General features: G+C 58.0%; 20 protein-coding genes and 1 pseudogene. 11 read left to right on the forward strand and 10 right to left on the reverse strand.

Annotated elements, in window-relative coordinates:
• Positions 1 to 145 precede the first annotated feature (145 nt).
• Entirely contained in the window at positions 146 to 502 is a 357-nt protein-coding gene (locus CYB_RS00550; protein WP_011431789.1) for a single-stranded DNA-binding protein, read from the forward strand.
• Positions 503 to 527: 25 nt separating this feature from the next.
• On the opposite strand, the gene CYB_RS00555 is transcribed toward CYB_RS00550, so the two are convergent.
• The gene (locus CYB_RS00555; protein WP_202943704.1) at positions 528 to 1,376 is read right to left on the reverse strand and encodes a cobalt-precorrin-6A reductase; all 849 of its coding nucleotides are present in this window, start codon (positions 1,374 to 1,376) and stop codon (positions 528 to 530) included.
• Here CYB_RS00555 and CYB_RS00560 point away from each other — a divergent pair.
• Genes CYB_RS00560 through ispG form a run of 3 tightly spaced genes read left to right on the forward strand, consistent with a single transcriptional unit; the run spans position 1,375 to position 4,021 of the window.
• Positions 1,375 to 1,890 (forward strand): bifunctional nuclease family protein, encoded by a 516-nt coding sequence (locus CYB_RS00560; RefSeq protein ID WP_011431791.1) that lies wholly within the window; start codon positions 1,375 to 1,377, stop codon positions 1,888 to 1,890. The two genes, CYB_RS00555 and CYB_RS00560, sit on opposite strands and share 2 nt — an antisense overlap.
• A gap of 30 nt (positions 1,891 to 1,920) precedes the next feature.
• Positions 1,921 to 2,742: an MOSC domain-containing protein gene (locus tag CYB_RS00565; RefSeq protein WP_011431792.1), complete on the forward strand. Its 822-nt coding sequence runs from the start codon at positions 1,921 to 1,923 to the stop codon at positions 2,740 to 2,742.
• A 49-nt stretch (positions 2,743 to 2,791) separates the two neighbouring features.
• The gene (gene ispG, locus CYB_RS00570) at positions 2,792 to 4,021 is read left to right on the forward strand and encodes a (E)-4-hydroxy-3-methylbut-2-enyl-diphosphate synthase (protein WP_011431793.1); all 1,230 of its coding nucleotides are present in this window, start codon (positions 2,792 to 2,794) and stop codon (positions 4,019 to 4,021) included.
• 69 nt (positions 4,022 to 4,090) lie between these two features.
• On the opposite strand, the gene CYB_RS00575 is transcribed toward ispG, so the two are convergent.
• On the reverse strand, positions 4,091 to 4,519 hold the full coding sequence (locus CYB_RS00575) for a hypothetical protein (RefSeq protein WP_011431794.1): 429 nt from the start codon (positions 4,517 to 4,519) through the stop codon (positions 4,091 to 4,093).
• Between the two features lie 87 nt (positions 4,520 to 4,606).
• Here CYB_RS00575 and CYB_RS00580 point away from each other — a divergent pair, with 87 nt between their 5' ends.
• On the forward strand, positions 4,607 to 5,278 hold the full coding sequence (locus CYB_RS00580) for a hypothetical protein (RefSeq protein WP_011431795.1): 672 nt from the start codon (positions 4,607 to 4,609) through the stop codon (positions 5,276 to 5,278).
• A 205-nt stretch (positions 5,279 to 5,483) separates the two neighbouring features.
• The gene (locus CYB_RS00585) at positions 5,484 to 5,780 is read left to right on the forward strand and encodes a DUF2470 domain-containing protein (RefSeq protein WP_011431796.1); all 297 of its coding nucleotides are present in this window, start codon (positions 5,484 to 5,486) and stop codon (positions 5,778 to 5,780) included.
• A gap of 19 nt (positions 5,781 to 5,799) precedes the next feature.
• On the opposite strand, the gene grxC is transcribed toward CYB_RS00585, so the two are convergent.
• Together grxC and polA are read right to left on the reverse strand one after the other, a co-directional pair.
• A complete protein-coding gene (gene grxC, locus CYB_RS00590; RefSeq protein WP_011431797.1) occupies positions 5,800 to 6,060 on the reverse strand; it encodes a glutaredoxin 3 in 261 nt (86 codons plus the stop codon).
• 92 nt (positions 6,061 to 6,152) lie between these two features.
• Positions 6,153 to 8,948: a DNA polymerase I gene (gene polA / locus CYB_RS00595; RefSeq protein WP_011431798.1), complete on the reverse strand. Its 2,796-nt coding sequence runs from the start codon at positions 8,946 to 8,948 to the stop codon at positions 6,153 to 6,155.
• Positions 8,949 to 9,271: 323 nt separating this feature from the next.
• On the opposite strand from polA, the gene CYB_RS00600 reads away from it, so the two are divergent.
• The 4 genes from CYB_RS00600 (at position 9,272) to cpdA (ending at position 12,676) form a co-directional block, all read left to right on the forward strand.
• A complete protein-coding gene (locus CYB_RS00600; RefSeq protein ID WP_011431799.1) occupies positions 9,272 to 9,955 on the forward strand; it encodes a polysaccharide deacetylase family protein in 684 nt (227 codons plus the stop codon).
• A gap of 64 nt (positions 9,956 to 10,019) precedes the next feature.
• Positions 10,020 to 10,778: a PspA/IM30 family protein gene (locus tag CYB_RS00605; protein WP_011431800.1), complete on the forward strand. Its 759-nt coding sequence runs from the start codon at positions 10,020 to 10,022 to the stop codon at positions 10,776 to 10,778.
• A gap of 263 nt (positions 10,779 to 11,041) precedes the next feature.
• Positions 11,042 to 11,566 carry a photosystem II reaction center PsbP gene (gene psbP / locus CYB_RS00610; protein ID WP_011431801.1) on the forward strand — a complete coding sequence of 175 codons (525 nt, stop codon included), beginning with the start codon at positions 11,042 to 11,044 and terminating at the stop codon, positions 11,564 to 11,566.
• A gap of 315 nt (positions 11,567 to 11,881) precedes the next feature.
• Positions 11,882 to 12,676 carry a 3',5'-cyclic-AMP phosphodiesterase gene (gene cpdA, locus CYB_RS00615; RefSeq protein ID WP_011431802.1) on the forward strand — a complete coding sequence of 265 codons (795 nt, stop codon included), beginning with the start codon at positions 11,882 to 11,884 and terminating at the stop codon, positions 12,674 to 12,676.
• On the opposite strand, the gene CYB_RS00620 is transcribed toward cpdA, so the two are convergent.
• Together CYB_RS00620 and CYB_RS00625 are read right to left on the reverse strand one after the other, a co-directional pair.
• Positions 12,673 to 13,497: an ABC transporter permease gene (locus CYB_RS00620; RefSeq protein ID WP_011431803.1), complete on the reverse strand. Its 825-nt coding sequence runs from the start codon at positions 13,495 to 13,497 to the stop codon at positions 12,673 to 12,675. The two genes, cpdA and CYB_RS00620, sit on opposite strands and share 4 nt — an antisense overlap.
• Entirely contained in the window at positions 13,494 to 14,423 is a 930-nt protein-coding gene (locus CYB_RS00625; protein ID WP_011431804.1) for an ABC transporter permease, read from the reverse strand. The genes CYB_RS00620 and CYB_RS00625 overlap by 4 nt, the downstream gene beginning before the upstream one ends.
• Positions 14,424 to 14,552: 129 nt before the next feature.
• Here CYB_RS00625 and CYB_RS00630 point away from each other — a divergent pair, with 129 nt between their 5' ends.
• Positions 14,553 to 15,707, forward strand: a complete 1,155-nt coding sequence (locus CYB_RS00630) for a homocysteine biosynthesis protein (protein ID WP_011431805.1) — start codon at positions 14,553 to 14,555, stop codon at positions 15,705 to 15,707.
• 46 nt (positions 15,708 to 15,753) lie between these two features.
• Here CYB_RS00630 and CYB_RS15585 read toward each other — a convergent pair.
• The 4 genes and pseudogenes from CYB_RS15585 to psbU all read right to left on the reverse strand — a co-directional run.
• Positions 15,754 to 15,937: pseudogene (locus CYB_RS15585) on the reverse strand (hypothetical protein); the annotation flags it as partial.
• A gap of 204 nt (positions 15,938 to 16,141) precedes the next feature.
• A complete protein-coding gene (gene csaB / locus CYB_RS00635) occupies positions 16,142 to 17,227 on the reverse strand; it encodes a polysaccharide pyruvyl transferase CsaB (protein ID WP_011431806.1) in 1,086 nt (361 codons plus the stop codon).
• A 77-nt stretch (positions 17,228 to 17,304) separates the two neighbouring features.
• Complete coding sequence (locus tag CYB_RS00640) at positions 17,305 to 18,198, reverse strand: DUF4351 domain-containing protein (RefSeq protein ID WP_011431807.1); 894 nt, start codon at positions 18,196 to 18,198, stop codon at positions 17,305 to 17,307.
• Positions 18,199 to 18,249: 51 nt separating this feature from the next.
• A complete protein-coding gene (gene psbU / locus CYB_RS00645; protein WP_041436072.1) occupies positions 18,250 to 18,618 on the reverse strand; it encodes a photosystem II complex extrinsic protein PsbU in 369 nt (122 codons plus the stop codon).
• Between the last annotated feature and the right edge of the window lie 14 nt (positions 18,619 to 18,632).

Below are 18,632 nucleotides of genomic sequence, written 5' to 3' on the forward strand. Positions count from 1 at the left end.
TCGGGATCCCCGCAGCTAAATCTGTAAATATCCTAAAGAATCGGCTCTGAGCCCAAGCTGACGGTCGCAAGCCAAAAGATGACAGGGATCCCTTGCGAGCGCTACAACAAAGGCTAGATTTACTGGCGGTCTGGAGAAGCTGCCCATGAGCTTGAACCTGGTGACCTTGGTGGGGCGAGCCGGCATGGATCCGGAGGTGCGCTACTTTGAGTCAGGCAAGGTGGTCTGTACTTTTAGCTTGGCGGTCAACCGATTCCGCAAAGGGGAAGACAAGCCCGATTGGTTCAGCCTAGAGTTGTGGGGCCGCACTGCCGAGGTGGCGGGAGAGTATGTGCGCAAAGGCAGCCTCATCGGGGTAACGGGCAGCCTCAAGTTCAATCGCTGGACAGACAAATCCACCGGAGAAGAGCGCCAGAGGCCCATCATCGCTGTAGATCGCCTAGAACTGCTGGGATCCCGTCAAGACCGCGACTCCAACCTGCCCCCCGAAGAGCCGTTTTGACTTGTCTGGCCGGAGCCGGGCAACCTCAAGGTTTGGCTCTGCCCAAGCATCGCCTGCATTCCTGCACCACCTCTGTCAAATCCTGGCTGCACCAGGGATAGTCCAACGGGGGTCGCCGGATCACCCACAGAGGGATCCCCAGGGTTTTGGCCACTGCCTGTTTGATCCCCAGCCCACCTGCTTCCCCAGAAGCTTTGCTGATCACCACCTGAGGGCTGAACCGCTGCCAAAGCTGCAGTTCTTGCTCAAAGCTGAGGGGCAAGCGCATCCCGATCACCCGCTCGGCAGGGATCCCGGCTTGCACCGCTTGGGGAACCGATTCCGGCAGCACCCGTGCCCACAGTTGGCAGCGATCTTGCCAAGGTACAAACAGGGGCAGGGCCTTCACTCCCACCGTCAGCAGCACCCGCCGCCCCGCCAGCACCGCCTCTGTGAGCACCCCCTGCCAGTCCGGCACCACCTGGACCCAGGGATCCAGCTCCAGAGGAGGGCGTTCGTAGCGCAGGTAGGGGATCCTCAGTTGAGCCGTCACCTGGATGGCCAGTTGCGAGATTTGCTGGGCAAAAGGATGAGAGGCATCCACCACTACGCGGATCCGGCACTCTTGCAGGAATTGTTCCAGAGATGGCGGCGAAAATCGGGTGACCACCACCTGACCGGGCAAATCCTGATACAGTCTTCTGGCCCCTTCGGTGGTGACGGTTGCCACCCAAGGGATCCCTTGGCGGCTGAGGGCGTCGGCCAAGCTGCGGCTCTCGCTAGTGCCCCCGATCAAAGCCACTTCAACTGGACTACCAACTGAGCTCATGGTGTGTTGCCAAACTTTGACGCCCGTAGATACGATCAAGATCACCGGCTGGAGGCAATTGCTCATGATCGAGATGCATGTGGCTGGGATTGCGGTCGATGCCGTCAACCAAAACCCCATTGTCATCCTGCGCGATGGCAGTGAGCGTCGTGCCCTGCCCATTTGGGTGGGAAAAGCAGAGGCCAACGCCATTTTGCAGGCCCTGGACGACCAAAAGCCACTGCGCCCCATGACCCATGATCTCATCCTCAACTCCTGGAAGACGTGGGGGATCAAGCTGGAGCGAGTCATCATTCACGCGTTGCTGGATAACACCTTCTACGCGGTGCTCGTCACCGTGAATGGTGACAAAAAACAAGAGATCGACTGCCGCCCCAGCGACGCCATTGCCCTCGCTCTGCGGGCCCATGTTCCCATCTGGACGGTGGAAGAGGTCATTGCGGAAGCCTCGATCCCCATGAACCAAGATGCCGACGAAGCAGAGCGGGAGGCCTTTCGCAAGTTTGTAGAAAATGTAACCCCCAGAGACTTTATCCGCAGCTACCCCATGACCGACCATCCCACCGAAGCCGACAGTTAAGCAATTCAGGCGGAGCCCGGCAGACAGGCCATGCCCCAGGTTGCCAGGTTAACGGTCTATCCCATCAAGTCCCTGGATGGGATCCCTCTGTCTGAGGTGAGGCTGACGGCAGGGGGGACTTTGGAGGGGGATCGGCGCTACGCCCTGGTGGATGCGGAGGGGAAGCGGGTGAACGGCAAACGCCATGCTGCAGTCCACCGCCTGCGGGCCCGGTTTGATCCCCAGTTGGGCCAGGTGCAGTTGTGGGGGGATGGCAAGGCGGCTCAGTTTGACCTGCAGCAGCAGCGGGATGCTTTGCAGACTTGGCTCAGCGATTGGTTCGGTTTTCCGGTGCAACTGCTGGAGGAGCCTCTCAGGGGGTTTCCAGACGATCCCTATGCCGACGGCCCCACCCTGATCAGCACAGCCACTCTGGAGACGGTGGCCGGTTGGTTCCCCAACTTGACCCTGGAAGCGGTTCGGCAGCGCTTTCGCATGAATATCGAGCTGTCGGATTGCTCTGCCTTTTGGGAGGATCGTCTCTTTGCCCGCGCAGATCAAGGGGTGCGCTTTCGCATTGGGGAAGTGGAGCTGCTGGGCCTCAACCCCTGCGCCCGCTGTGTGGTGCCCAGCCGGGATCCCCTGAGCGGAGAGGCCTATCCCGGTTTTCAAAAGCACTTCGTAGCGCAACGGCAGAAAACCTTGCCACCCTGGGCCGAAGCCAGCCGCTTTGACCATTTCTATCGCCTTGGAATCAATACGTGGATCCCGAGAACGGAGACGGGCAAGCACCTGAGGGTTGGGGATCCCGTCGAAATCCTCGGGGTTGAACCCCTCAGCCTCTACCCTGAGCTGAGTCGAATCCCAGGTTAGTTTCCGACCTACAATCAAGCTAGAGCAGCTCTTTTGGCTTGACCAAGCTATGCAAACCCTGGATCGGCCCAACGCCCCCACCCAGCAGCCCTACCCAGAACCGGTCTATCCCCGTCGCCCCACCCGTACGGTGGCCGTAGCCGATGTGTTGATCGGCAGCCAGCACCCGGTGGTGGTACAGTCCATGATTAACGAGGACACCCTCGACGTCGACGCGGCAGTGGCCGGGATCCGCCGTCTGCACGAGGCGGGCTCAGAGATTGTGCGGGTTACCGTTCCCAGCATGGCCCATGCCAAGGCGATGGAGGCAATTCGGGAGAAGCTGATCCAAACCTACAAGCCGGTGCCTTTGGTAGCCGATGTCCATCACAACGGCATCAAGATCGCCCTGGAGGTGGCCAAATACGTGGACAAGGTGCGCATCAATCCAGGGTTGTTCGTCTTTGAAAAACCTCAGCCCGGTCGCACAGAATATACCCAGGCGGAATTTGAGGCCATTCGTAACAAAATCCGGGAAACCTTCACCCCCCTTGTCCAGACCCTCAAAGCCCAGAACAAAGCCCTGCGCATCGGGGTAAATCATGGATCCCTGGCAGAGCGGATGCTCTTCACCTACGGGGATACGCCTGAGGGCATGGTGGAGTCGGCCCTGGAATTTGCCCAAATCTGCGCCGAGCAAGACTTTCACAATGTGGTGCTTTCCTTCAAGGCCTCCCGCCCGCAGGTCATGTTGGCGGCCTACCGGCTGGCAGCCCGTCGCTTCGATGCCCTGGGCCTGAATTACCCCTTCCACTTAGGTGTCACCGAGGCGGGCGATGGAGAATATGGGCGCATCAAGTCGGCGGTGGGGATCGGAACCCTCTTGGCTGAAGGGATCGGCGACACGATTCGGGTTTCTCTCACGGAAGCGCCAGAGAAGGAGATCCCGGTGGCCTACGGCATTTTGCAAGCTCTGAACCTGCGCAAAACCATGGTGGAGTATGTGGCTTGCCCTTCCTGTGGCCGCACCCTCTTCAATTTGGAGGAGGTGCTGCAGAAGGTGCGCGCCGCAACCCAGCACCTGGTGGGGCTGGACATTGCCGTCATGGGCTGCATTGTCAATGGGCCGGGAGAGATGGCCGACGCCGACTACGGCTACGTGGGCAAGACGCCGGGGGTGATCTCTCTCTACCGCGGCAAAGAGGAAGTGAAAAGGGTGCCGGAATCGGAAGGCGTGCAGGCGCTGATCGATCTGATCAAAGCCGATGGGCGCTGGGTGGATCCCCCTTCTTCCCATTAACTCTGCTTCCCCCTCAAGAGGCGACCTGCCCAGCCATCCTGCCGCGCTCTTGCTTCGCTCAGAAACTGGCTAGTGGCGTTTGCCACGCAGGGCTTTGGCGCGGTTGTTCACCTGTCTTACAAATAGAGGCAGCAGGTGCGCCTGGATATATTCAAACGCTGCTTGTAGACCTTCTTTTTCGTAAACCAGGCCGATTTCCGCCTCAACCTGCGTGGGATCCCTGAAGGCCGACAAAAATTGATTGGAGGTCAGCCAAGTGAAGAGTTCTGCGCGATTCAAGTCACAACTGGGCGGGGAAGGCACTTGCCAGTCTTGAGGTGGCCCAAGCAGCCACTGCCGGGCAAACAAGCTCAACACCGCATCCCCCAGCCAAGCCTTGTCGCGACGGGATCCCTCGTCCAACTGGGCCACCTGCTGTCTGATGGTCTGGCCGGTCGAGGAGAAATGGGATCCTGTCAGCATGGAAGTGGGAAGTGTGCAAGAACTGGCAGCAGACAAGCCCGGCGGCGAAGCGCCCCTGCCTCATTTTAAGATAGGGTCTGGCCCGTTGCAGATGGAGTGTGGCATTGTGAGGATCCTTGGAGCATGTTGTTGGAGCTAACCCCAGAAGAATGCGAATCGGTGATTCCGGTGGTGCCAACGCGCCTTCAGTATGCGGCTTACTGGAGCGATGCCCTCAAGAGCACGGGCCGCATCATCACGGCCATTTTGGTGGGCGTGGCGCTGCTGGTTCTCTCTCGCGCTTTTGGCGAGGGATCCTTTCTGGGGGCGATCTCCTTTCTGGTCGGGATTCTCTCGTTGCTCTATCCCTTCCTGTGGGGGCCGCTCTATACCATCTCCCGCCGTCAGCTAGCCTTTCGCGAGATTCCCTATGGGGGATTGTTTTTTGGGCAGGTGTTGCGCACTCGCCGCTACGAGGTGGTGGTGGAAGAGCGAGAAAAGCTGGATGAAGATGGCAACTTCTACATTGAAGAGGTGCGGGAGCGCCAGTTTGAGATGGAAATTGGCGATGAGACCGGAGTCGTCTATCGTGTGCGGGCCAAGGACGATCCCCGCTACAGGCGAATTGTCAAAAAGCAATCGGTGCTCGGGTTGGTGAAAGCCTATTCCCGCGATTTGCAGCGCCGGCCCACCTTGAGCGAGGTCTATGTGGTCAAGCTGGGGGAGTGGGTGGGAGATGTCTCCTATCTGGATCGGGAGGCTTTTTTGGATATGGCAGATGAGCTGTTGGAGCTACAGGCCCAAGGACAAGCTTGATCCCCTGGATCCCTGGTGTTCTCTGGGATGGAGGGGAAGGGATCCCTGCCTTTTTATTCTGAAACCTAAACGGCTGCCTATCCGGGAGCGCCGCTTTTAACGCTGGGTTAGCCGCATTATTGTACTGGCCAGGGGTAGGGTTGGGTAGTTTACTGTGGACTGGCGGGAGCTTTAAACTGAGGGCTGTAAGCCAAAAACAACTGCCATGGGCGATCCTCTCACCCCCCAAGTTAGCGAGCGCATCTGCAAGCACATGAACGAAGATCATGCCGATGCAATAGCCCTCTACGCCAGGGTCTTTGGCCAGGTGGAAGGAGTTACCCAAGCCCGCATGCAGGCCATTGACCCGGAAGGGATGGACTTGCGGGTGCAGGTCGACGGGGCCGTACAAACGCTGCGGATCCGCTTCGACCACCCCCTGCGGGACTCCGAGGACGCCCATCAAACCTTAATTGCCATGGTGAAGCAGGCTCGCGCTCAAGTTAAACAGGCTACAAAGTGATGAGAGATACAGTTGAGGCTTAGCTGGCCTGCTGTAGGAGCAGATCCAACTGGCCGCGAGCCTCTAGCGCGTAAAGATCGTCGCAGCCGCCGATATGCTGGTCGTTGATGAAAATTTGCGGCACCGAACGGCGGCCGTTGGCCCGCTTGGCCATTTCCGCCCGTGCTGCCTCGTCTCCATCGATGGCGTACTCGATATACTTCACGCCTTTGCGATCCAGCAGTTGCTTAGCCCGGATGCAGAAGGGACAAAAACGCCAGGTGTAAATCTCAACAGTCATAAGAAAACAACAAACGCTTTTACATAGCTTAACATTTTCACGGAGCCGGGATCCCTTTCCTTGCAAACCTGGGGTTTTCTGCCTCCCATGGTCTAGTTGGCTTCCTTCCAATTGTGGCCAATTTGGATATCCACCACCAGCGGTATGGAGAGGGGCACTGCTCCTTCCATTTCCCTTTGGATCAGCGGTTTTAGGGCCTGCCATTCCGAGGGATCCACCTCAAACACCAGCTCATCATGCACTTGCAGGAGCAAGCGGGAACGAAAGTTCTGCAGCTTTTGCCGCAGGCGCACCATTGCTACTTTGATAATGTCCGAGGCGGATCCCTGAATGGGAGCATTCACAGCTGCCCGTAATTCCGCTTGTTTGCGATGGCCTGTCAGACGAGACAAATTGGGAAAATAGCGACGGCGACCCAAGATCGTTTCTACATAGCCATGCTTTTCCACAAAGGCTTCAGTGGAGCGCAGATAGGCAAAAATGCCGGCGTAGCGCTCGTTAAATCGCTGTAAAAATTGCTTGGCTTCCGACAAAGAAACCCCCGCAGTGCGGGCAAAGCGCTGTGCCCCCATGCCGTAGATCACCCCATAGTTAATCGTCTTGGCCAGGCGACGTTCTTCGCTGGTTATTTCTTGTTTTTCCAGGAGCAGGCGGGCGGTCAGGGTATGCACATCTTCCCCTGAGCGAAAGCCTTCCAGCAAGGCAGGTTCTTGGCTGAGGTGGGCCAAAATGCGCAGCTCAATTTGAGAGTAATCTGCTGCCGTCAATAGCCATCCCTCTTGGGGAATAAAAGCTTGTCGAATCCGGCGACTGAACTCGGTGCGAATGGGAATATTTTGCAAGTTGGGGTTTGAGGAGCTGAGCCTGCCGGTGGCAGTAACGGTTTGGTTAAAGTCGGTGTGGACTCTGCCGGTATCGCTTCTTACCAGGGCAGGCAGAGCATCCACATAGGTCGATTTCAGCTTGGCCAAGGTGCGGTATTGCACGATGGTTTCGATGAGAGGATGATCCCCCTCTAGCTTTTCTAAAACTGAGGCATCAGTGGAATAGCCAGTAGCCGTTTTGCGGGTTTTGCGAATGTCCAATTTCAGCTTTTCAAAGAGCAGGGATCCCAGTTGCTTGGGAGAATTGAGGTTAAAGGTTTCTCCAGCCTGGGCATAAGCTTTCTGCTCCAAACTTTGCAGCTCTTGTTCCAGCTCTTGGGAAAATTGCCTCAGAAACTCGGTATCAACGCGAATGCCGATCCACTCCATCTCTTCCAAAACTTGGGCCAAGGGCAGCTCGACTTGAATAAAAAGATCCCACAGGCGTGGATCGGTTTTCTGCAGCTTTTCGGTGAGGATTGGCACCAGACGATAGGCACAATAGGCGTCGGTTCCACAGTATTCTGCAACTTTGGAAATCGGGATATCGGCAATGGACTGTTCCTTGCCCAGCAACTTTTTGTAGCTGGTGGTCGGCAAATTCAAATGGGTGGCTGCCAAATCGGCCAAGTTGTGGCTGGCTTCTGGATCCAAAACGTAGCTGGCCAACATGGGATCAAACTGGATCCCTTGCAGGCGGATCCCGTGGGCGCGGAAAATGCTCAGGTCGTACTTACAGTTTTGTAGGCTTTTGGGTCGGTTGGGATCTTCCCAAAGGGGTTGCAGGCTTTGTTTCACCAGCTCCCAATCCAGGTTGGATCCCTGGCGGTGGCCGATGGGCAAGTAGGCGATATCTCCCTCTGACCAACAACAGCCGATCCCCACCAATTGGGCATCCCGTGGATCTAGACTGGTGGTTTCAGTATCCCAAGCTACAATCCCTGGGCAGGCCAGCAGCTCTTGCCGCAAAAGCTCCAGTTGCTCCGGCGTATCGATGATGCGCACCGCCGGCAGAGAAGGGACGGGATCGAGGGCAAAATCAAACCACAGGGCTTCGTCAGGAGCGTTTGCGGGATCCCCGGTGGGATTAAAAGCGCCAACCACCTCTGCCTCGGTTGGGATCCCCCCCAAAGCCGTTTGTATTTTGCGCACTTGGGCGATGAAGCTGTGAAACTCCAATTTTTCCAGCAGCGGCAGCAATTCTGCTTGATCAAACCCGGTTAATTTCATGCTCTCCCAGTCGGGAGAAAGAGGAACGTCGCATTTGATCCGAGCCATAAATTGCGAGTGATGGGCCGCCGGGATCCCTTCTTTGAGGTATTGCTGGACTTTTCCTTGGATCTCGTCCAGGTGGTCGAAAATTTCATCCAAACTGCCGTAGCGCTCCAGCAGCTCCACAGCTCGCTTGGGGCCGATCCCTTTCACCCCGGGAATGTTGTCGGAAGGGTCGCCACAGAGGGCCTTATAATCCACCACCTGCCAAGGCCAGATGCCCAATTTTTCTTTCACTTGTTCGGGGCCAAACTCGCTGATGCGATCTTTGCTGTTGAGGTGCAAAACCCGAACTCTTCCATCGGTATCGATCAACTGGAACAGATCTTGATCGCCACTTAAGATCTGCACCCGGTAATCTTGGGGGGCTAGCCTACTGAGGGTGCCCAAAATGTCATCGGCTTCAAAACCAGGCACCACCAAAATCGGGATGCGTAGTGCCGTCAACACCTGCTTCAGGTTCTCCACATCTTCGATAAACTCCGGTGGCGTTTCCGGGCGGCCTGATTTGTAGGTTTCGTCGGCCTCGTGGCGAAAAGTGGGCTGCCGTGTATCAAAGGCAACGGCTACATGGGTAGGGGTGTATTTGTCCAAGACTTCTAACAGCGATTTCAAAAAGCCAAAGCTGACGCTGGTGGGGATCCCAGTGGAAGTGCGCAACCCCCCCTCGCGGCTGTAGGCAAAGGCGTAGAAGGAGCGGTAAGCCAAAGAGTGACCATCCACCAGCAGCAGTGTTGGAGTTTGCCAAGCCATCAGCTGATACCTTGAGGGTGAATCTAGCCTATCGGATCTGGGCTATGGGCAGAAGGGATCCCACATCCATCATCGGCCTCAAGAACTCAGCAAGAGCGCCCGGCGGTCAACAGGACGGGATTCCAATTCCAACTTCTGTGACCCGGCTACGGCAAGATCCAAAAAGCCATCGATAGGCCCGCCACCCCTGTCTGTTTTGTTAGCTACAATGCTCATGCCCATTTTTTCAATTGGTTGGCTCAATCGGCAATACCTAAATTTGTTACCCAGTTGATCACCCAAAGCATTGCCCTCTGGTTCTGGACAAAATACAGCCCACCACAATGCTCTTCTCTTCTCGGCAAATCCTGCCCCCATCTCTCTACCCACCCCTGCATTGGGGCCTCAAGACCCTCTTTCCCGACGGCCTGTGGGAGTTGCCGGCAGATCCCCATACCCAGCGGGTGGCTCTGACCTTTGACGATGGCCCTCACCCTGAGTACACCCCTGCTTTGTTGCAGGTTTTGATGGATTTTCAGGTGCCGGCCACGTTTTTTGTGTTGGGAGAACGGGTGCAGCGCTGGCCCCACCTGGCCCGTCAGATCCGCCAACAAGGCCACCGCATTGGCCTTCACGGCTGGCAGCATCGCCCTTTTACCGAGCTTGCCCCTGGAGAGCTTTATCAGAGCCTGAAGCGCAGCCAAGCTGCCCTGGTGGCTGCCTGTGGCGGGATCCCTGACGATTATCGGGCTGTGCGCCCGCCCAATGGCTTGTTTTGGCCGCAGACGCTTGCGGATTTGCGCCGTTGGGGCTTTTGTCCGGTGATGTGGAGCGTGGTGCCTGAGGATTGGCTGATCCCACCGGTATCGGTGGTAGTGGAGCGGGTGCTGGCCCAGGTGCGGCCTGGCTCCTTAATCGTGCTGCACGATGGGGTACAAGGAGGAGCCCAAGTGGTTGAGGTAACGCGGCAGTTGATCCCAACTTTGAAGAAGCGGGGATTTGAATTTGTCCACTTGCCGGATCCCTGAGATCTTTCCAGTCAGGGAGAAAGTTAAATACAGTAGAGGCACGCACAAGCAGGAGGGTCAGGCCATGGGCGCACGCAAGATTATCTACGGCATTTTTGGGCAACGGGCCGGCAGCGTCATCGTCGGAACTTGGAACTGGCTGTGGGGGATCCCGGTGGAGAAAGGCGGCACAGGAGCGGTGATGGTGGCGGAAGAATCCCTACGCACGATGCAGGAGACGGTTCAGCGTCTCACGGAAGCCGTTGCCACCCAAGTAGCCGCCTATCAGCGGGCTGAGCAGAAGTACATGCAAAAGGTGCGGGAGTACCAGGCCCTGGAGAACAAAGCTCGCCTGGCCGCCCAACGGGGCGATCAAGAGGCTGCCCGCCTGGCTATGTCCCAAGCGCTGCAAATTGAGGCCATTCTCGGCCCCCTTAAGGAGAACGTGGAAACTGCCGAGCGCTACGTCAACGCCGCCAAGCAAAAGCTGGCCCGCGAGAAAGAACGACTGGCCGCTTACAAGAGCGAGCTGAGCAACCTCAAAGACATCAACGAGGTGAACCAAGCTCTGGAGCAGATGACCCGCGTCAACAACTCCTACAACATCGACTCGGCCAAGTCCCAATTTGAGGCGGCAAAGAATGCTATCCAGGCTCGCCAGCTCAAATCCCGAGCCATGAGCGAACTCTCGGAAGATCGCAGCGAGCAGATTGCTGCCCAACTGGATGAAATGGCCATGGACGACGAAATCTCCCGCCGCTTGGCAATGCTCACCGGCCAAGGAGGTGCCCAGGCCAACTTGCCGATGCCGGATTTGGATTTCGAGAAGCGGCTCCCCCAATAGCGGCAGTTGCTTCCAAGCTTGGGGATCCCTCGCTTTTCAACCCACGTCGGCAACCCCGCTGCTAAGTTGCAGGGGGAGTTTTCCGTTGGGAATTGACGGTCAACGGGCTAGAGGGAGTGCGCTCGTACTAGGATGATAAAGGAAGAATAGGCAACCCACCTGAGGAGAGGATCCCAGCAATGTCAGCAGCACGAGGCGCGCATTCTGCCCGATCAGGCCTGTGGCCCACTTACGCAACCAGCCCGTGGCTGTCTAGAGCGCTGTTGCTGCTCTGTGTCTGCCTCAGCTTGGTGGTCGGTGCCTGTTCCGCGGGCTCTAACCTGCGGGCCTACAGGGATCCCAGCGGAGCCTTTGCTTTTGCTTACCCCAACGGCATGGTGGCGGTCAATCTTGGGCCGGGGAAAGGGCCGGTGGTACTCCTGCGCGACCTGGTGTACGAGACCGAGAACGTCAGCCTGATGATCGCCCCGTTTGACAAGGGGGAGACGATTGCCGATTTGGGCAGCCCGGCTGAGGTGGGGCAGTTGGTGGCGGAGAAGATCATTGCTCCTGAGGGATCCGGTCGCTCGGCCAAGCTGTTGGCTGCCGAAGCCTTTGAGCGGCAGGAGCACCCCTATTACCTGCTGGAATACCAAACCGATATGGGATCCCAGCTTCGCCACGAGGTGGTGACGGTGACCGTTCGGCACCATCGCCTCTATACGCTGACGGCCTCTACCCAGGAATCCCGCTGGCCTCAGGTGCAGGCTGCTTTTAGGAACGTGGGCCGCTCTCTGAATGTTTCCTAAGGCTTTCTCAAGGGGTTGAACCGGGTTGACGGACTTGGGTAGGTTAAGGTTGAGCCCTTTAGGGCTGAGTTATGGTCATTTTAGGTTGGGGGCGAGACGCCTGGGCTACTGAGAAAAGCCTTGTGGTTCTGGGAATTATTGCTCCGCAACGCTGACGCGAAGACGCGACCAACGTTTCGGGTGTGGGTGCAGTGTCCTAGCTTGAATCGAAATGACCCTACCTACTGGTTCCAGCCGGGCCATCTGGTGTTAAAACGTAAAACGGTAGTGTTTTAAACCTGCGGAGATGGGATCCCACCCTCTTGGGCCTGCTCTATGACCGTATACGTGGTTCAGATCAGCGACCTGCATCTGTTTGCCAAGCCCCATCACCGGCTGCTGGGGGTGGACACGGAAGCCTCTTTCCTGCAGGTGCAAAAGGCCATTGCCGCTCTGGATCCCTTGCCGGATCTGCTGCTGCTTACCGGAGATCTCTCTCAAGATGGCAGTGCGGCATCTTACGCCCGTTTGAGAGCCCATTTGCAGGCTCTCCCCATCGATACTTACTGGTTGGCAGGCAACCACGATCGCCTGCACACCATGAACCAAGAGCTYCAYGCCGAGCGGCTATTTGGGGACAAGAGCTTCAGCCGGGAAAATTGGAGCTTTATTTTGTTGAACTCCCTCGTGCCCGGCAAAGATAGCGGTTACCTGACGGAGCGCACGCTGCTGTGGCTGAGACAGGAATTGCAGCGGAGCAAAGCTGCCCAACACCATGTTTTGTTGGCCCTGCACCATCCCCCTTTTTCGGTGGATTCTGCCTGGCTGGATCAAAGTGCCCTGCAGCAGCCGGAGCGGTTGTTTGGGGTTCTGGACGAGTTCGACCACATCCGCCTCGTTGTATTCGGCCATATTCACCAAGACCTGCACCGCCGGCGGGAGGGGGTTGATTACCTGGCTTGTCCCTCAACCTGTGTGCAATTTCGTCCCAAGAGCCCCCAGTTTGGCCTGGAGGTAATTCCCCCTGCCCTGAGGCAGATATGGTTGGAGCGAGATGGCAGCTTCAAAACTCAGGTTCAACGGGTGGGAGCTGCTCTGCAACGGCCCAACCTGGCCCTGAAGGGATATTAGCTCTCCCCCTCTTGAACCTCTGTGGGGGGTAGCCCGATGGCCTGCCCCAAACAGACGCTGGCCCCCAGCAAGGCCAACCACCCCGGCAGCAGCGACAGGAAGGCCACTGCAGCCACCAGGGTATTGTTTCCCCCTTGCAAAAGGCTGTAGAGCAGCATTGGCAGCGTGAGAACCCGCCCACCGCCGACAAAGAAGGTGAGCAAAAATTCGTTCCAAGAGATCAAAAAGGCAAATACCGCCCCAATGGCTGCCCCAGGGGCAATGAGGGGCAACGTCACCTGCCACCACACCTGCCAGGGATCCGCCCCCAAACAGCGGGCCTGCGCCTCGTAGCCGCGGTCGAAACGGGCGAACACACTGCCCATCACCAGAGCCATGTAGGGAATGGTGGGGATCAGATGCACCAGCACCACCCCCAGCAGGGCACCGTCTAGCCGCAGGCGAATCAGCACCCCTTGGATCCCCATCAGCACAGCCAGAGGAGAGGTGATGACGGGCAACAGCAGCAGCAGGCGCAGCCAGGCAGGCACGGGACGGGTGCCCAAAACTCGCCCTGCCGGGATCCCCACCCCCAGGGCCAGCAGGGTGGTGAACAGGGCAATTTGCAAGCTCTGGCCGAAGGCTGCCCGGAACTGGGATCCCCAGCTCAGCAGTTGCTGCCAACCGGCTATGCTCCATGCCCGGGGCAGGGCATCGGGAAAATACCAGGCCCGCGTGAAGGCCCAAAGGGCCAGCACCCCAAAGGGCAAAGCCCAAAGGAGGGCCACTCCGGCCACCCCAAGGCGGAGCAGGGATCCCCCAATCCATCTGCGTCCTTTCACGGCTTTCTCCAAGGACTCCGTCCCGCTGAGCCAAACGGCAGCTGCAGAAAGGATACTCTGGCTGCAAACAGCCCTCCGATTAGGCTGACCACCGCTGCCGAGACAGCCAGCAGGATGATCCCCAGCGCCACCGCCTGCTGCCGCTGCTCCAGGTTGATGTGGGTGAAGCGCTGATAGATCAGAACGGGCAAGGTGCGCGGGTAGGTGGGCCCTAAGAGCAAGGGAACCTCAAAGGCGCTGAAGACAAAGCCGAAGATGAGAATCCCGGTGGCCAGCAGCCCCGGCCTGAGCAAGGGCAGGGTCACATACCAAAACGTTTGGGCGGCAGAAGCCCCCAGCAGCCGAGCCTGTTGCTCCAGCTCGGATCCCATCCCGCGCAGCAGCGTCAGCGCCACCAGAGCGGCAAACGGGATCTCCTTCCAAAGCCAATAGAGCAACACCCCCACATAGCCGCGGTCGTTCACCCACAAGGGAAAATCCTGATCCGAGGCAATCCAGCCCAGTTGGAAGGCCAGCCGCGCCAGCCAACCGCTGGGCCCCAGCAGCAGCAGCATCCCCGCCACCCCCACCAAATGAGGAATCGGCAGCGTCAACTGGCCAAGCCAGATGGCCCACCCCCCCACCCCCCGCAACAGCAGCGCCAGCCCCAGCCCCAAAAGCAGCGCCAACCCCGTCGCCAACAGAGCGATTCTGAGGCTGAGCAACAGGGATCCCCCGACTTCCGCATCCCGCAGCAGCTCCCCATACCCCTGCAGGGTAAACCCCCTCTCGCCCAGGCCGTAGAGGCCCACACTCTGGGCCAGAGCCAGCAGCAGCCCCCCGCCGTAGAGCAGGCCCACCAACCCCAACGCCGGCAAAAGCGGCCCATACTGCCGGATCCCCTTAAGCCCCACCGGCCCAGATCCCCGTCCATTTAAGCTATTCATTGAGCCAGTCCCAAGAGCTGCCTCACGAGAGAATTCAAGATGGGAGCGGATCCCTCGACGATCAAGCGATCAAGACTGCCTAGTGCTCCACACCGCCAACGCGACCAACCATTGCGATCTTTACATCCCATGGAGAGAACCCTAGACCAGATTAACCAACGCATTGCCAAAGGCCAGGTGCGGGTGTGGACGGCCCTGGAAGCCAAAGCCAAGCTGGCCACCTTGGGGATCCAGGAAGCCTTTGAGCAGGTGGATGTGATCACCACCGGCACCTTTGAGCCAATGGAGTCTTCAGGAGCCATTGTGAACCTGGGCCATACGGATCCGCCCATCAAGATTCGCCAAGCTTGGCTGAACGGGGTACCGGCCTATGCCGGATTTGGCGCGGTGGATCTTTACCTGGGGGCAGCCCAACCCAGCGAGCAAGCGGATCAAGCCTATGGGGGCGGCCATGTCATTGCCGACCTGGTGGCGGGCAAGCGCGTCCATTTGCGGGCCATCGGCCAAGTGACCGATTGTTACCCCCGCGCCGACTACGAGACCACCCTGACTCGGGATCAGCTCAACCAGTTTTACCTGTTCAACCCCCGCAATGCCTACCAAAACTTCATCGTCGGGGTGAACGGCGGGGATCGGCCTTTGTACACCTACTTGGGTCTGTTGGAACCGCATCTGGGCAATGCCGTCTATTCCAACCCGGGAGAGCTATCCCCCTTGTTGAACGATCCCCTGTTGCGCCGGGTGGGGATCGGCAGCCGCATCTTTTTGGGAGGCGGCATCGGCTACGTCGCCTGGGAGGGCACCCAACACTTTCCGCTGCAAAAGCGATTGCCCAACCAAACTCCCATCGGCCCGGCGGCCACTCTAGCCCTGATTGGAGATGCCAAGCAAATGCAGGCGGAATGGGTGAGGGGCTGCTACTTCCGCAACTACGGTCCCAGCTTGATGTTGGGGGTCGGGATCCCCATTCCCATCCTCGCTCCTGCGGATTTGGAGGCCATCGCCATCCGGGATGAAGAACTGGTGGCACCGGTGATCGACTTTTCCATTCCCCGCCGGGTGCGGCCCACCTTTGGCTTGGTGAGCTATGCCCAGCTCAAATCCGGCCAGATCACCCTCAATGGCCGCAAGGTTCGCACCGCTCCCCTGGTCAGCCTGCGCCGCTCCATGCAAATTGCCGAAATCCTCAAGCAATGGATAGAAAGCGGCCAATTTACCCTCACCCAACCTGTCGCCCCCCTGCCCCTGGATCGGGAGTTTCTCCCCCAAAACCCTCTCAGGTGACGTCCTGATACATTTACGCTGAACACTGCTGAACATCACTGTTCAACTATGCAGCGATAGCATTCTGTTTGTTTCCAAACAGAATGGCGGTATCCCGCAAAGCTTTGAGTAGAATACCCAAAGCGCAGTTTCCGTGTCGTCTTACTACCAATTTTCTGCTTTGCTTTGGCTACCATGTTGGCAGACTCGAAAGTAAACAGAAAGATCAACTGGTAGTAATCCGTACTGAACATATTATACATTATTTTCAGTATAGTTGAGCTTATTATTGACTAGAGTCATGCTCCCCTCAATGAATTGGGAGCCTCCTCAAGCGGATGCACGCAGCGCTTTGGTTCGGGGACACCGTGCCTCCCTACTTTTGGGGTAAAGCAGCTCTCCAGAAGAACCGCTACCGGAATTCGCCCTGGCAGCAACTTCTCCAGGCAACCCCATCAACCCCACTTCAGGTGCTGTCTCAACAACTGAGCGTGCTGAGCCGATTGCCTCGCCCACAGGTCAGCTTGGGCAGGGCTGAGAGCTAGGCTCTCTGAGTAGCAGGCCAGCCAAGCTTGGTGTAAGGCTTCAGGATCGGTGGGCATCTCCTGCAGATCCCAGCCAGGCATGCCCAATTCCTGGAGCAGCGTTTTCACCTTGGGATCGTAGCTGAGACCAAAACAGGCGCAGCCCTCTGCCGCCGCCATCACCAATCCGTGGTAGCGCATGGTGATCGCCAGCCTGACACCCCGAAAGACTCCTTTCAATAGACAGGGATCCCGAATTTCCAGCACTTGGCTACGGTGGGGTAGGCGCTGCTGAAGCTGCTGAGCCAAGTGGTAGTCTGGCCCAAGGTCAGGGGATCCGGGAGGAGCCAGCTGAAAGGGCACGAAGAGAAGGTATGCCCCCGTGGAAGCCTGGAGACGCTGTAAACCCTGGCTCAAAGCTTCTAGACAGGCTCCAGTCAGTTGCGGATGCGGACGCAAGACCACAGCAATGCGGGGCTGAGGCCACGTTTCCCATTCCGGCAAGGTTTTGGACGGCAAACTCCAGACGGGATCCGGAGCCACCTGGTGAGGGATCCCCCACTCTTGCAGCCATTGGGAGGCAACCCCATCCCGCACACTGATGGCCGTGCAACCTGCCAACGAGCGACGGGCTAGTGCGCGAATCCACCCCCGCTGCAGCGGCCCGATCCCCTGGGCCCAGGCAACGGTTCTTAGCCCCCATCGCTGGGCTAGGCCCATCACCCCCAGGTAGTAGAGAGGGCTGCGCCAACTGGTGCGATCCTGCAGCAGGCCACCTCCACCCCAGATGAAAGCCTGGGCCTCCTGGAGACAGCGCCGTAAAGCCAAACTGTTGAAGCGCGGATAGGCCAGCACCCCATAGGTGGCAGCCGTTTCGGCAGGGCGACGGGAGAGCACCACCGGCTGTACGGGGCTGGGCAACTGCTCTAGCTCTCGTAAGAGAGCCACCAACAACGCCTCATCGCCGGCATTGCCGTAGCCGTAGTAGCCACAGATCAAAACCTGTGGCCGTTTCATCGAGTCCATCTGAGTAACAGGGATCCTAACTCACCCACAGAGTCCTGTGAGGTTGGAAAAGGCCGCGACGGCAAACCCTAGTTGGATGATGACTCCCTGAGCCATTGGATCAAATCGGCCAGGGTTTGGAAGTCCAACAGCGCTTCCGCCAAAGCCTCCAGTTGCTCGGTAGGTAAGAGGCGGATGGTTTCAGACAGGTCTTCCGGCAAAGATCCCAGCTTGCGCCGCAGTTGACTCAGAGTCAGTCGAGCTGCTTCTTGCTGCAGACCTTGCTGCAGACCCTGTTGCAGACCTTGCTCTAGACCTTGTTTCAGGCCCTCCTCTCGCCCTTCTTTGAGGGCTTCTGCTCGCCACATCTGATAGATGGTCGATTCCCGCACAGCCAGACCTCCCAGTACCCTGCTAATTTCCTCTGGCGTCCATGTTAATCCTGCCAAAACAGCAGTGGCCGCTTTCACCTCTTGCCGTAGCTTTGGATCCTCTATCTCTGCTATTGCTCTGGCCACTTGGCGGAGTCGCGGCTCCGGGTTTTCCGGATCTGCCAACACGGCTAAAGGCAGGAGTCCTGGATATTGAGACAGCACCTCCGGATCTTGTTCCCACAGGCGCAAGACCTCAAAGCGATGGGACAGGGATCCCCGTTGAAAAGAAGTCTGGTACACCCGTTCTGACTGGGTTTTTCTTAGGTAGATGACAATCTGCCGCACCTCCTGGTCGGGATAGCGACGGAACAGGCGCAGGCAGTAGTCGGCCATGCGCAAGGGAATGTCGGGATCCGGATCGGTTTGAAACTCCAGATGCAAAATCAGGTTTTGGGCCCGCAGCAGGATAAGAGAGTCCGCTCGGATGGGCTCGGTGGACAGCTCCGTCGGCTGTAGCTGAGCCAAGGAAACAGGGGATCCCAGTAGCCACCGGGCAAAGGACTCGGGGAACCATTCCACCAAGTACTTGCAGACGTTATCGTAGGCCACAGGATCCCTTTCCTACAAAAGCCGATTCTCCCGATGGCCCCTCTGCCGAGATCAGCCGTAGTACCCTTGGTTGATGCGGTTTTCCAGTTGGTTAGCCCCTTCCTGATACTCGCCAAACACGAAGTTCTCGGCGTTGGCTTTGATCAAGGCCTTTTGCTGCTCTGTCAGGCCTGAGATCTGCAACATGTCTTCCAGGCTCTTGTAGGGGGCATTTTTCACCAGGATGCGAGCCAGGGTGGGATAGAAGCCGGGCAGTTGGCGGTAGTTGCGCAAGATGGTGTTGTTCACGTCAATCGGAGTGTCCAAGTGCTTTACCGGGGGAAGCTCTGCGGCCCTGGCCACAACAGGGATCCCCAAAGGAGCGAAGCACAGACAGAGCACTAACACCACACGAACCAAGATGGACAGCAGCCAACGCATAGCATCACTTCTCC

The organism is Synechococcus sp. JA-2-3B'a(2-13) (genome assembly GCF_000013225.1).
Taxonomy (GTDB): domain Bacteria; phylum Cyanobacteriota; class Cyanobacteriia; order Thermostichales; family Thermostichaceae; genus Thermostichus.